The 12721-nt window shown below is 53.1% G+C and carries 13 protein-coding genes; 8 read left to right on the plus strand and 5 right to left on the minus strand.

The genetic code is table 11. The annotated features are described in order from the left end of the window. Nucleotides 1-125 precede the first annotated feature (125 nt). The 4 genes from ABGB15_RS04795 to rlmM all read left to right on the plus strand — a co-directional run bounded on the left by ABGB15_RS04795 (nucleotide 126) and on the right by rlmM (nucleotide 3147). Nucleotides 126-353: a YgdI/YgdR family lipoprotein gene (locus ABGB15_RS04795; protein WP_008499648.1), complete on the plus strand. Its 228-nt coding sequence runs from the start codon at nucleotides 126-128 to the stop codon at nucleotides 351-353. A gap of 348 nt (nucleotides 354-701) precedes the next feature. Beyond that, on the plus strand, nucleotides 702-1619 hold the full coding sequence (gcvA, locus tag ABGB15_RS04800) for a glycine cleavage system transcriptional regulator GcvA (protein WP_152082076.1): 918 nt from the start codon (nucleotides 702-704) through the stop codon (nucleotides 1617-1619). A 39-nt stretch (nucleotides 1620-1658) separates the two neighbouring features. Beyond that, on the plus strand, nucleotides 1659-2054 hold the full coding sequence (locus ABGB15_RS04805) for a DUF423 domain-containing protein (protein ID WP_152082075.1): 396 nt from the start codon (nucleotides 1659-1661) through the stop codon (nucleotides 2052-2054). After that, nucleotides 2047-3147 (plus strand): 23S rRNA (cytidine(2498)-2'-O)-methyltransferase RlmM, encoded by a 1101-nt coding sequence (gene rlmM / locus ABGB15_RS04810; protein ID WP_215722589.1) that lies wholly within the window; start codon nucleotides 2047-2049, stop codon nucleotides 3145-3147. The genes ABGB15_RS04805 and rlmM overlap by 8 nt, the downstream gene beginning before the upstream one ends. A gap of 41 nt (nucleotides 3148-3188) precedes the next feature. On the opposite strand, the gene xni is transcribed toward rlmM, so the two are convergent. The 5 genes from xni to queF form a co-directional block, all read right to left on the minus strand. Next, nucleotides 3189-3944, minus strand: coding sequence for a flap endonuclease Xni (gene xni, locus ABGB15_RS04815; RefSeq protein WP_215722590.1), 756 nt, complete (start codon nucleotides 3942-3944; stop codon nucleotides 3189-3191). Nucleotides 3945-4056: 112 nt separating this feature from the next. After that, nucleotides 4057-5424 (minus strand): L-serine ammonia-lyase, encoded by a 1368-nt coding sequence (locus ABGB15_RS04820; RefSeq protein ID WP_215722591.1) that lies wholly within the window; start codon nucleotides 5422-5424, stop codon nucleotides 4057-4059. Nucleotides 5425-5487: 63 nt separating this feature from the next. Beyond that, nucleotides 5488-6777: an HAAAP family serine/threonine permease gene (locus ABGB15_RS04825; protein WP_152082071.1), complete on the minus strand. Its 1290-nt coding sequence runs from the start codon at nucleotides 6775-6777 to the stop codon at nucleotides 5488-5490. A 514-nt stretch (nucleotides 6778-7291) separates the two neighbouring features. Next, nucleotides 7292-8656, minus strand: coding sequence for a nucleotide 5'-monophosphate nucleosidase PpnN (gene ppnN / locus ABGB15_RS04830; RefSeq protein ID WP_152082070.1), 1365 nt, complete (start codon nucleotides 8654-8656; stop codon nucleotides 7292-7294). Between the two features lie 116 nt (nucleotides 8657-8772). Continuing rightward, entirely contained in the window at nucleotides 8773-9615 is an 843-nt protein-coding gene (queF, locus tag ABGB15_RS04835; RefSeq protein WP_152082069.1) for an NADPH-dependent 7-cyano-7-deazaguanine reductase QueF, read from the minus strand. Between the two features lie 69 nt (nucleotides 9616-9684). On the opposite strand from queF, the gene syd reads away from it, so the two are divergent. The 4 genes from syd to ABGB15_RS04855 all read left to right on the plus strand — a co-directional run bounded on the left by syd (nucleotide 9685) and on the right by ABGB15_RS04855 (nucleotide 12438). Beyond that, the gene (gene syd / locus ABGB15_RS04840; protein ID WP_369064114.1) at nucleotides 9685-10230 is read left to right on the plus strand and encodes a SecY-interacting protein; all 546 of its coding nucleotides are present in this window, start codon (nucleotides 9685-9687) and stop codon (nucleotides 10228-10230) included. Nucleotides 10231-10861: 631 nt separating this feature from the next. Continuing rightward, nucleotides 10862-11191 (plus strand): YqcC family protein, encoded by a 330-nt coding sequence (locus ABGB15_RS04845; RefSeq protein ID WP_152082067.1) that lies wholly within the window; start codon nucleotides 10862-10864, stop codon nucleotides 11189-11191. Beyond that, nucleotides 11188-11973, plus strand: coding sequence for a tRNA pseudouridine(65) synthase TruC (gene truC / locus ABGB15_RS04850; RefSeq protein ID WP_152082066.1), 786 nt, complete (start codon nucleotides 11188-11190; stop codon nucleotides 11971-11973). The genes ABGB15_RS04845 and truC overlap by 4 nt, the downstream gene beginning before the upstream one ends. A gap of 15 nt (nucleotides 11974-11988) precedes the next feature. After that, nucleotides 11989-12438: a flavodoxin gene (locus tag ABGB15_RS04855; RefSeq protein ID WP_152082065.1), complete on the plus strand. Its 450-nt coding sequence runs from the start codon at nucleotides 11989-11991 to the stop codon at nucleotides 12436-12438. The last annotated feature ends 283 nt before the right edge of the window (nucleotides 12439-12721 follow it).

Here is a 12721-nt window from a genome sequence, read left to right on the forward strand (position 1 = left end):
ATCAGATTCGTCTGCATATCCTGGCGACCTCGAAAAAGCAGGTTATGCTAAATAGTGTTAGGTGGATGTTTTAGCCTGTTATAAATCGAGGTTTGAATAGCATTAATTGCTAAAGGAGAATAATCATGAATAAGACAGCTGCAATCATTTCTGCCTGTGCGTTTACCTTTGCCCTGAGCGCCTGTTCTGGTAACAACTATGTGATGCACACCAACGATGGTCGTTCTATCGTTTCGGAAGGGAAACCGACAACCGATAACGATACCGGGATGATTTCATACAAAGATGCTAACGGGAACAAGCAGCAGATCAACCGCACGGACGTGAAAGAGATGAAAGAAATCGAGCATTAACAGTCAGACAGGCAAAAAAAAGCACCGCAAATTGGCGGTGCTACATTAATCACTATGGACAGACAGGGTAAATGTACAGGAAGTGAAAAATTGGTAGCGTTGCTACCGTGGTCTGAATCGCAGACCAATTGCAAACACAACAACACAACATCACAACCGTAAGCCAAAAGTTCTTCAGAACACGCATTCCAAAAAAACTTTTCGTTCCGGCTCAGGAAGTGCCGCCACTATAGGTATTTGCTGGTAGTTCCTCAACGGACAAATTATAATGGCTCAGATAAAAAAAACTAATAGGTTAAACGTTGTTTCCTATATGTTAAATCTCGTTAACATCTAAGCCAGATAACCATGTCGAAGCGATTGCCACCTCTTAATGCATTACGTGTTTTTGATGCCGCAGCACGTCACCTGAGTTTCACCCGCGCAGCAGATGAGCTTTTTGTGACACAGGCCGCAGTAAGTCATCAAATCAAGTCACTGGAGGATTTCCTGGGGCTTAAGCTGTTCCGCCGCCGCAACCGCTCCTTGCTCCTGACCGAAGAAGGTCAGAGCTATTTTCAGGATATTAAAGAGATTTTTTCCCAGCTCACGGAAGCGACGCGTAAGCTGCAGGCGCGCAGTGCTAAAGGCGCGCTGACGGTTAGTTTATTACCCAGTTTTGCCATTCAGTGGCTGGTGCCAAGACTCTCCAGCTTTAACTCAGCTTATCCGGGAATTGATGTCCGAATCCAGGCGGTGGATCGCCAGGAAGATAAACTGGCGGATGATGTGGACGTCGCCATTTTTTATGGTCGCGGTAACTGGCCGGGCTTGCGTGTCGAGAAATTATACGCAGAATATTTGTTGCCGGTCTGCTCACCTTTATTGCTGACGGGCGACAAGGCGCTAAAGACGCCCGCTGATTTGGCACAACATACGCTTTTACATGATGCTTCTCGCCGTGACTGGCAAACTTATACCCGCCAATTAGGTCTTAGTCATATAAATGTGCAGCAGGGCCCCATTTTTAGCCACAGTGCAATGGTGTTACAGGCTGCTATTCACGGGCAGGGCGTTGCGTTGGCGAACAACGTGATGGCGCAGTCCGAAATTGAGGCTGGCCGTCTGGTTTGCCCGTTTAATGATGTTCTGGTCAGCAAGAATGCGTTTTATCTGGTTTGTCATGACAGTCAGGCAGAACTGGGTAAAATAGCCGCCTTCCGACAGTGGATACTGTCCAAAGCGGCAAATGAGCAAGAAAAATTCCGCTTCAGGTATGAACAATAACTTTTGTGTGCTGAGCACGCATCACTTTAGGACCGAAACATGACCAGCCGATTCATGCTGATTTTTGCCGCGGTGAGTGGCTTTATTTTTGTCGCATTGGGTGCCTTTGGCGCGCATGTGTTAAGTAAGTCTTTAGGGGTGGTAGAAATGGGCTGGCTCCAGACCGGCCTCGAATATCAGGCGTTCCATACCCTGGCCATCTTTGGGCTGGCGGTGGCGATGCAGCGCCGTATCAGCATCTGGTTTTACTGGAGCAGCGTGTTTCTGGCGCTGGGCACGGTACTGTTTAGCGGTAGCCTGTATTGTCTCGCACTCTCGCATTTACGCCTGTGGGCGTTTGTTACACCTGTCGGCGGCGTCAGCTTCCTGGCAGGATGGGTATTAATGTTTATCGGAGCTATCCGTCTGAAACGCAAGGGCGTTGTTCATGAATAAGGTTGTTTTATATTGTCGCCCAGGGTTTGAGAAAGAGTGCGCCGCGGAAATTACCGATAAAGCGGCGAAGCGCGAAGTGTTCGGTTTTGCGCGCGTTAAAGAAAACGCGGGCTATGTGGTGTTCGAATGTTATCAGCCTGATGATGCCGACAAGCTGGCGCGTGAACTGCCGTTCAGTTCACTGATTTTCGCCCGTCAGATGTTTGTTGCGGGTGAACTGCTGAAGGATCTTCCGCCGGAAGACCGGATTACGCCGATTGTAGGTATGCTGCAGGGTGTGGTGGAGAAGGGCGGCGATCTGCGCGTCGAGGTGGCTGATACCAACGAAAGCAAAGAGCTGATGAAGTTCTGCCGTAAGTTCACCGTACCGCTACGCGCTGCGTTGCGTGATGCGGGCGTGCTGACGAACTATGAAACGCCGAAACGCCCGGTGGTGCACATCTTCTTTATTGCACCAGGCTGCTGCTACGCCGGTTACTCCTACACCACTAACAACTCTCCGTTCTTTATGGGCATCCCGCGTCTGCGATTCCCGGCGGATGCACCGAGCCGTTCAACGCTGAAGCTGGAAGAGGCGTTCCACGTCTTTATCCCGGCGGATGAGTGGGACGAGCGTCTGGCAAATGGCATGTACGCAGTTGATCTCGGGGCGTGTCCTGGCGGCTGGACCTATCAGCTGGTGAAACGCAACATGTGGGTTGCTTCAGTGGATAACGGCCCGATGGCGCAAAGCCTGATGGATACCGGACAAGTCACCTGGCTGCGTGAAGATGGTTTCCGCTATCGACCTAACCGCAACAACATCTCCTGGATGGTGTGCGATATGGTTGAGAAACCCGCAAAAGTGGCCGCGCTGATGGCCTCCTGGCTGGTCAATGGCTGGTGCCGTGAGACGATCTTCAATCTCAAACTGCCAATGAAAAAGCGCTACGAGGAAGTGTCACAGAACCTGGCGTACATTCAGGAGCAGATGGATGAGCACGGCATTAACGTGGAGATCCAGGCGCGCCAGCTGTATCACGACCGCGAAGAGGTGACGGTGCACATTCGTCGTTGGTGGGCGGCTGTGGGCGGACGTCGCGACGAGCGATAGTCCGAGCTTTGTTTTGCCCGGTGGCGCTGCGCTTACCGGGCCTACAAGACCAACCTTAACTGCTGCAAATTCCCGTCCAGCTGTAAATCCGTCTGTAGCGTTGCGATTTCCCGGCAAATAAATGCCATCTCTTTATGTGCTTCCAGCTTCTTGCGCCATTTTTCCGGTACTTCATCCAGCCGGGCGTAGATCCCTTCAAGATCGTCAAAATCGGTCAGCAATTGTGCGGCACTTTTTGGCCCAATACCGGCGACGCCAGGCACTTTAGAACTGCTGATCCCTGCCAGCCCCCAGTAGTCGGGGAGCTGCTTCGGCGAGACGCCAAACTCACTGGCAATAAACGGCGCATCCAGCCAGCGCTTTTGAAAGTAGTCGCGAATGCGGATAGTTGGAGAGAGAAGCTGGCAGTAGCCTTTGTCGGTTGAAACGATAGTGGCCTGATGCCCCGCCCCCGCCACCTTTACGGCCAGTGTTGCCGCCAGATCGTCCGCTTCATTACCCTGTGCGCCCCAGCAGGGGACACCGCGCTGTTCAAAGGCTGCGCGGATAGCGGGCATTTCGGCATGAAGGTCGTCGGGCATTGGCGCGCGTCCGGCTTTGTAGTCGGGCAGGCGCTGGTGCCGCCAGCCCGTATTTCGTGCTTCGTCGTCAAACACAGCAACGGCATGCGTGGGCTCGCTATGGCGGATAAGCTGCTCAAGCGCGTGCAGACATGTGTCCTTACAGGGCGTGCCCTGTACCGCATGGATACGGCGGATCAGGTTGAGCGCGTCGACGATTAGCAAATGAACAGCCACAGATAATCTCCCTTCTGTTTAATGGGTGAAGGGTAACACTGTCAGAAGTATGAAACTATGCGTGGTGGGGAAAACAGGAAGAAGCCTCGCAAAACGAGGCTTCCTGAGAGGCTTAATCGCAGGTAACGATCTTCATCGCCAGGCCGCCGCGAGAGGTTTCGCGGTATTTGGCGTTCATATCTTTACCGGTTTCGTACATGGTTTCGATAACCTTATCGAGACAGACGCGCGGTTCGCTGGTGCGATGCAGCGCCATACGCGCCGCATTCACCGCTTTGACGGAGGCGATAGCGTTACGCTCGATGCACGGCACCTGCACCTGTCCGGCGACCGGGTCGCAGGTCAATCCCAGGTTGTGTTCCATGCCGATTTCCGCCGCAATGCACACCTGAGCCGGGCTTGCGCCCAACAGCTCTGCCAGACCTGCCGCAGCCATGGAGCAGGCCACGCCGACTTCACCCTGGCAACCCACTTCCGCACCCGAAATGGAGGCATTCATTTTGTACAGCGAACCAATCGCGCTGGCGACCAGCAGGTAGCGCGCCAGTGAGTTCGCATTTACTTCGCGGATAAACTTGTCGTAGTACGCCAGCACGGCGGGCACGATGCCGCAGGCACCGTTGGTCGGCGCAGTCACCACGCGGCCGCCCGCAGCATTCTCTTCGTTTACTGCCAGTGCAAACATGTTGATCCAGTCCACGACCGCCATCGGGTCAGTCGTGGTTTTGTCAGTGCTGACCAGCATACGGCGTAGCGCTGCCGCACGACGCGGTACGCGCAGCTTGCCCGGCAAAACGCCTTCTGTGGTGATCCCGCGTTCAATACCGCCGCGCATCACATCCCAGACGTTAGCAAAGTGCTGCTCAAGCTCTTCTTTGCTGTGCAGGGCCAGTTCGTTTTTCATCATCAGGCCGGAGAGGGAAAGCCCCGTCTCCTGGCAGTGACGCTGCAAATCCGCCGCGTTTTTGTACGGATAAGGCACTTCAACTGCAGAATTGTTGGTCTGACCAAAATGGTCTTCGTCGACGATAAAACCGCCGCCGATGGAGTAATACGTCTGGCTATAAACCGCTTTGTCGCCAGCCAGCGCGGTAATGCGCATGCCGTTTTCGTGTAGCGACAGGTTGTCGGCATGGAAATTCATGCAGTGATCAACCGGAAATTCAACTTCGTACTCGCCGTTTGCCAGCAGTAAACGACCGTGGGTATTCACGTCCTGGATGAAACCAGGGATCGCATCAATATCAACGGTGTCCGGCAGGTTTCCTGCCAGGCCCATGATAATGGCGATATCGGTATGGTGGCCTTTACCGGTCAGGGAAAGGGAACCGTATACATCGACAACCACGCGGGTGATGTCGTGCAAAATGCCGCGTGCAATCAAGTCATCCGTGAATTGTTTACCGGCTTTCATTGGTCCGACGGTGTGAGAGCTGGAAGGACCAATACCGATTTTGAAGATATCGAATACGCTAATCATGATGCGTCCATTGCTATCAGTCAGAGGGGAGGAGTGCGCCGCCCGAGGACGGCGCAGGAGGTATTAGCTGAACAGCGAGTAGAAAATGGCAGAGATGGCAATCAGACCCATAACTACAACGAATACGTTGCTGATATGGCCGCTGTATTTACGCATCGCAGGCACTTTCTGAATCGCGTACATTGGCATCAGGAACAGAATCATTGCGATAACCGGGCCGCCCAGGGTTTCAATCATACCCAGGATGCTTGGGTTCAGGGTCGCGACCGCCCAGGTGGTGACCAGCATGAACAGTGCAGTGATTTTGTTCAGTTTGTTGATTTCAATGCTCTTGCCTTTACCGCGCAGAGATTTAATCACCATACCGTTGAAGCCTTCACGTGCGCCCAGGTAGTGGCCCAGGAAGGATTTGGTGATAGCGATAATCGCGATGATAGGTGCCATCCACGCAATCAGCGGCGCGTTAAAGTGGTTCGCCAGGTAAGAGAGAATAGAGATGTTCTGTTCTTTCGCTGCAGCCAGATCCGCCGGGGAGAGGCTCAGCACGCAGCTGAACACGAAGAACATCACGGTCAGTACCATCATGATGTGTGCACGTGCCAGGATGCTGGAGCACTTCTTCTCTGCACCATTGCCGTACTCTTCACGCTTCGCAACTGCGAAGGAGGAGATGATTGGTGAGTGGTTGAAGGAGAACACCATCACAGGAATTGCCAGCCACAGGGTCAGCATCAGGCCGTTACCGGTTGCGGATGCGCTGCTCAGGGACAGGGTTTCCAGCGCGGCACCGTTCCACTGTGGGATCAGGTACAGCGCCAGTACCATCAGAGCGGCAACAAATGGGAACACCAGTACGCTCATTGCTTTAACGATCATCTGCTCACCGAAGCGCACAATCGTCATCATGCCCACAATCAGGATCAGCGACAGAATGGCACGCGGAGGCGGCGTCATCTGCAACTGGTGCATCATGAAACTTTCAACGGTGTTGGTGATAGCCACGCTGTACACCAGCAGGATGGGGTAAATCGCGAAGAAGTAGAGCAGGGTAATCAGCTTACCTGCGCCTACGCCAAAGTGTTCTTCAACCACTTCAGTGATATCTTCGCCCGGATTTTTACCGGACAGCACGAAGCGGGTCAGGCCGCGGTGTGCGAAGAAGGTCATCGGGAACGCGATGATGGCCATGATGATCAGCGGGATCAGACCGCCGACACCTGCGTTAATAGGAAGGAACAGTACACCAGCGCCGATTGCTGTGCCGTAAAGGCCAAGCATCCACATGGTATCCGTTTTGCGCCAACCGCTTCGGGATTCAATCGAAGCAACGGTGCTGGTTTGAGTGGTTTCCATCTGTATCTCCTGGAGGAAGCAAATTGTCAGGTTTTTAGTCAAATCCGATGAAAAAGTGCCTGACGGTAATATGAAATTCGTTCAGTGACGGTTTTTTAATAATTTTTGCCCGTAACTATTGGCGGGCGGAAAGATACATTCTGGTGATGAATCTATCAGTGATCCCGATCCCAAATGCAATAATCCACTTTTGATATGGATATCTTTAGACCATTTATCTGTTAAAAAAACATCAAAGAGAATTTACGGGCGCGAAGGCTACCATTAACAACATATGGCCTGAAAGACCAGGCCAGTAGATAGGCGTCTTTCTCTGTAAAAACTGGGGTTTTTGGTGTTTTCTGACGATTAATTTGGATTAAGGCTGATAATTTGCGGCTAAAAAAACGAAGTAATCGATTGCGTTTGGGATATGTGTATAAATGATATAAGGGAAGGTTATGAATTGTATCGGTAATAAAAAAGCCGGGTCACGATGAATCGCTACCCGGCCTGGAGGTCTGCTTTAAGACGGTTATGTGCAGATTTCGTAGCAAGGAATGTAAGCTGAACCCGGCAGTTTCATACGGTGCTGGGCGACAAAGCCCTGCAGCATGTCATCCATCCGGCGCATCATGTCGCGGTCACCGTGAATTTTGTACGGACCAAACTCCTCAATAGCCCTGATACCCACCTCTTTTACGTTACCCGCTACGATACCGGAGAAGGCGCGTCGCAGGTCGGCTGCCAGCACTTCAACCGGCTGGTCCGGATAGAGTTTCAGGTTGGCCATGTTTTCGTGCGATGGCTCGAACGGGATCTGCAGATCCGGTGCAATGCGGATTGACCAGTTAAAGCTGTAGGCATCGCCGGTATCACGACGGTTCTCTTTCACCAGCGGCATCGCTTTCTTCATCTGACGTGCCACTTCTGCCGCGTCATCAATGATAATGCGGTAGTGACGACGCGCGGCTTCACCCAGCGTATGCACGATAAATTCGTCCAGCACGCGGAAGTAGTCAGCGCTCTCTTTTGGCCCGGTCAGGATGAGCGGCAGAACCTGATCTTTGTTGGCCGGATTCATCAGAATGCCGAGCAGATAGAGCAACTCTTCCGCCGTACCGACACCGCCAGGGAAGATGATGATGCCGTGGGCGATACGGACAAACGCCTCAAGGCGTTTTTCGATATCCGGCATAATAATCAGTTCGTTAACCAGCGGGTTAGGCGGCTCAGCGGCGATAATGGACGGCTCGGTCATACCGATAAAGCGCCCCTCTTTGTAACGCTGCTGAGCGTGTCCCACCGCCGCGCCTTTCATTGGCGCTTCCATCGCGCCGGGCCCGCAACCGGTGCAAATGTTCAGCTCACGCAGGCCGAGCTGCGTTCCCACACGGCGTGCGTAGAGATATTCGGTTTCGTTAATCGAGTGGCCACCCCAGCAGACGACCATATTCGGTGCCTCGCCAACATGCAGGGCACGGGCGTTACGCAGAATGGAGAACACCAGGTTGGTGATATGAACGGAGCTTTCGAGGTCAAGATGCTGGAAACGGCCAGCGTTATGGATCTGTCCGTTAACGAACAGGATGTCACGCAACACCGCAAACAGGTTGGCCTGCAGCGAACGGATAATTCGCCCGTCGACAAAAGCCTCTTCCGGCGGGTTGATGACTTCGAGTTTTACACCACGCTCCCGGCGCAGCACGTTGATATCAAAACTTTCAAAGCGGGACAGCAGCTCTTTGCTGTTATCTGTCAGACTTCCGGAGTTCAGTACGGCAAGTGAACAGTTACGAAACAGTTGATAGAGGTCGCTACTGGCCGTGCGTTTAAGCATGTCCACTTCCAGCTGCGACAACATATCCATTGAGCCAAGCGGGCTAATATGTGTAATCAAGTGAGCTCCTTACGGGACGATTATCGTCTTTCCCTGTTGATTACAATAGCCCTGGCTTATGACGTTTCACAACACCTCGGGCGGAATACCGCCCGCATATTGTGAAAATATTTATATTACTGACGCACCAGCCGGCCCGTTGCAGGGACAAAATCGGTGTTGGTGCGCCACGGATTGATATCCAGGCCTCCACGACGGGTATAGCGGGCGTACACGCTCAGCTTTTCCGGCTGACAGAAGCGCTGGATATCATTGAAGATGCGCTCCACGCACTGTTCGTGGAATTCGTTGTGATGACGGAACGACACCAGATAGCGCAGCAGTTTTTCCCGGTCAATCTTCGGACCGCGGTACTGGATCTGCACGGAGCCCCAGTCTGGCTGATGGGTGATCAGGCAGTTGGACTTCAGCAGATGGCTTACCAGCGTCTCTTCGACCACTTTTTCACCTGCCGCGTTTTCGAGGTAATCGGTGCTGAAAGCGTAGTTATCCACCTCAATATCCTGATCGTCGATGCAGGTGCCGTTGAAGTGGGCGATAGGTTGCCCTTCAAGTTCATGCAGACGATACAGTGAAACGGTGACGTTACCCTGCGCGCAGGCGCGTAAATCCTGCTCCAGCGTATGCTGGACATCGTCCCAGCTGTTGAATTTCGTCTGGTTAAAGCTGTTGAGATACAGTTTGAAACTCTTGGACTCCACCAGGTTAACGCTGGCGTAATCCAGCTCAACGTGGCCCACCGCCACCTGCGGCAGGCCGCGCGCGTTCAGCCAGGAGAGTTCGTACAGCGTCCAGATATCTCCGCCAACAAACGGCAGTGAATCGGCATGCAGACCGAGCGGATCGCGGTTCAGGCTACGCGGCACACCCTGAAGCAGGCTTGCGTCGTAGGTGTCGCGGTAATCGGTCGATTTCCCCAGCGTTAAGCCCGTTAACGCCTGATGATTTTCGTAGGACATGTTTCATAGCCACTTTGCAGGTAAACTTACAGGCTGAGTTTATCCTGTCTTACCAGAAGAGAGAAACCGGTGGATATTGAAACAGCAAATGCCCTGACTACGTTCACGACCCGTTATTGCGACGCATGGCAGGAAAAGCACGGCACCTGGCCGCAAAGTGCCGAACTGTATGGCGTACCTTCGCCCTGCATCATCTCTTCGCTGAACGAGAGCGTTATCTGGCAACCTAAACCCAACACTGGCGAGCAAAATGTAAATGCGGTTGAACGCGCAATGGACCTTGTGGTACAATCTGCGCTTCACGCGTTTTACACCACGCAATTCGCAGGGGATATGACCGCGCATTTTAATGGCGTGGCGTTGACATTACTGCAGACCTGGAGTGAAGACGATCTGCAACGCGTTCAGGAGAACCTGATAGGTCACCTGGTCACGCAGAAACGCCTTAAACTTTCTCCGACGCTCTTTATTGCGACACTCGACAGTGAACTGGACGTCATCTCAGTCTGCAACCTGTCTGGCGAAGTCATTAAAGAGACTATCGGCACCCGCAATCGCGACGTACTGGCCCCTTCACTTGCGGATTTCCTTACCCGACTTGAGCCACTTCTGTAATCCATCATGCTATTGCATGTGTGAGAGATCTCTTACAAGGTTTGTGAGAGATCGCCGTCGCATTAAGCAATGTCTTATTTGTCTTATAATAATTTCCTCATGTTTTTCAGTTTGTTAATCCTTTTCTTAACTGGCGACGTATCTTTCCCGTGGCTTACAACGCTCACAGGATGGGTTGTAAGACGAAGCGGAATAGCGGATTCTATCTCTGTCGACAGGATGCTGACACGAGAGACGAACATCAGGATGATGACGTTTCTCGCAAAGGACACGTCAGGATGGCGCGACAGGAAGGCTTCAGGATGAAGCGAAGTGGATAACGCAGGACGCGTAAGGGACACCTCCAGGAAGGAGAACGTGAGCCGGTCAGGATGGTCGGCGGGTCAGGATGACCAGGATGTTTCAGGATGAAACAAACACATCAGGATGATGTGAGCAGGATGCAGCGGTCTAAGGATGACCAGGCCTTCGGGCATCAGGAAAAGTTGTCATGGATGAGCAGGGAGCACGAATTGTAGCTGGAATGCTGCGGAACGAACCGGGAGCACTGTTTTTACAGTGCTCCCTTTTTTTATTTCTGCATCACGCAATGCTATGCTGCGCGCCGTTCAGTTTTTCAGTTGAGGTCACTATGACGCATCACGATAGCGTTCGTGCTCAGTTGCACACCATCGAAACTCTTTTGCGCCAGCATCAGCTGTGGCAGGACACTGCGCCACAGCCAGAGGCGTTCGCCAGTACACAACCTTTCTGCCTGGATACGCTGGCACCCTTTGAATGGCTCCAGTGGGTTTTAATTCCCCGTATGCACGCCCTGCTTGAGGGGGGCCACCCGTTGCCGCAGGCGTTTGCCGTGTCGCCTTATTATGAAATGGCGCTTGATGCGACGCACCCTGCGCGCGATGTCATGCTGGCTGAGTTAGAAAGGCTGGATGCGCTGTTTTCTGGTGATAATGCATGACGCTTGAGATCCTTTATCAGGATGAGTGGCTGGTGGCGGTCAATAAACCGTCGGGCTGGCTGGTGCATCGCAGCTGGCTCGATCGCGACGAAAAAGTGGTGGTGATGCAAACCGTGCGCGATCAGATTGGTCAGCATGTTTTTACCGCGCATCGTCTCGACAGACCGACCTCCGGCGTATTGCTGATGGGGCTTTCCAGCGAAGCTGGCCGTCTGCTGGCACAGCAGTTTGAACAGCATCTTATCCAGAAACGCTACCACGCGATTGTACGCGGCTGGCTGACGGAGTCCGCCCGGCTTGATTACCCGCTGGTGGAAGAGCTGGATAAAATCGCTGATAAATTTGCCCGCGACGACAAAGGCCCGCAGCCTGCGGTGACTGACTATCGCGGTATGGCGACCACAGAGTTGCCGGTGGCAATCAGTAAATTTCCTACTACCCGCTACAGCCTGGTTGAGCTTTTGCCCCAAACCGGGCGTAAACATCAGCTTCGCCGTCACCTGAAGCACCTGCGCCATCCGATCATCGGTGACAGTAAGCACGGCGATTTGCGCCAGAATCGCAGCGCAGCGGAACACTTTGGCTGTAATCGCCTGATGTTGCACGCGAGCGAGTTGAGCCTGACGCACCCGTTTACTGGCGAACCGCTGACGATCCGCGCAGGACTGGACGACGTGTGGATGCAGGCGTTGTCACAGTTTGGCTGGCTGGGGCAACTCCCCGAAAATGAAAGGGTTGAGTTTGTATCAGGCAACGTTCAGGATGAACAGCAAGCGCAATAATTAAGGGAGCAAAGCATGGCTGAAGTAGGCATTTTTGTCGGCACAATGTACGGCAACTCATTACTGGTGGCGGAAGAGGCCGAGGCGATCCTCGCGAACCAGGGCCATAAAGCCACCGTCTATGAAGACCCGGAACTGGCGGACTGGGAAAAGTATAAAGATAAATACATCCTGGTCGTCACCTCCACCACCGGGCAGGGCGATCTGCCGGACAGCATCGTGCCGCTTTTCCAGGGGATTAAAGATCAGCTTGGTTACCAGCCTGACGTTCACTACGGCATCATTGCGTTAGGTGACAGTTCGTATGCCAATTTCTGCGGCGGAGGTAAGCAGTTCGATGCGCTTTTACAGGAGCAAAGCGCGCAGCGCGTAGGCGAAATGCTGCTGATTGATGCCGGTGAACACCCGGAACCAGAAAGTGAATCGAACCCGTGGGTTGAGCACTGGGCGACGCTACTGAAATAACCCGCACTGTACGAGTCGTAGGCCGGGTCAGGGGAAGCCGCCACCCGGCAACGAAGCCGCACCAAAACCTTAATTCCGTGAACCATCTTCCACTGCTTTGGGCTTATGCCCCAATCCACGTTCCACACACCCTTTAATGTTGTGTTCCTGCACGGTGAGGGAACGCATCACTCCTTCATATACTTTTCCCGTCAGTTACCAAAAGGCAGTGCGTCACTATAAAACGGCATGTCGCCGTACCAAAACTGCCCAACACTAACCTCTCATTCTGATTACCCTACAG

This window comes from Enterobacter sp. MALB-1 (assembly GCF_041021625.1).
In the GTDB taxonomy this organism is placed as follows: domain Bacteria; phylum Pseudomonadota; class Gammaproteobacteria; order Enterobacterales; family Enterobacteriaceae; genus Enterobacter; species Enterobacter oligotrophicus.

Excerpts from the sequence above, each read along its gene's own strand:
- truC (WP_152082066.1), top strand. The coding sequence starts at position 11,188 with ATGACGCTTGAGATCCTTTATCAGGATGAGTGGCTGGTGGCGGTCAAT.
- ABGB15_RS04825 (WP_152082071.1), bottom strand. The coding sequence starts at position 6,777 with ATGGAAACCACTCAAACCAGCACCGTTGCTTCGATTGAATCCCGAAGC.
- ABGB15_RS04855 (WP_152082065.1), top strand. The coding sequence starts at position 11,989 with ATGGCTGAAGTAGGCATTTTTGTCGGCACAATGTACGGCAACTCATTA.
- ABGB15_RS04820 (WP_215722591.1), bottom strand. The coding sequence starts at position 5,424 with ATGATTAGCGTATTCGATATCTTCAAAATCGGTATTGGTCCTTCCAGC.
- ABGB15_RS04845 (WP_152082067.1), top strand. The coding sequence starts at position 10,862 with ATGACGCATCACGATAGCGTTCGTGCTCAGTTGCACACCATCGAAACT.
- rlmM (WP_215722589.1), top strand. The coding sequence starts at position 2,047 with ATGAATAAGGTTGTTTTATATTGTCGCCCAGGGTTTGAGAAAGAGTGC.
- queF (WP_152082069.1), bottom strand. The coding sequence starts at position 9,615 with ATGTCCTACGAAAATCATCAGGCGTTAACGGGCTTAACGCTGGGGAAA.
- ABGB15_RS04805 (WP_152082075.1), top strand. The coding sequence starts at position 1,659 with ATGACCAGCCGATTCATGCTGATTTTTGCCGCGGTGAGTGGCTTTATT.
- ABGB15_RS04795 (WP_008499648.1), top strand. The coding sequence starts at position 126 with ATGAATAAGACAGCTGCAATCATTTCTGCCTGTGCGTTTACCTTTGCC.
- gcvA (WP_152082076.1), top strand. The coding sequence starts at position 702 with ATGTCGAAGCGATTGCCACCTCTTAATGCATTACGTGTTTTTGATGCC.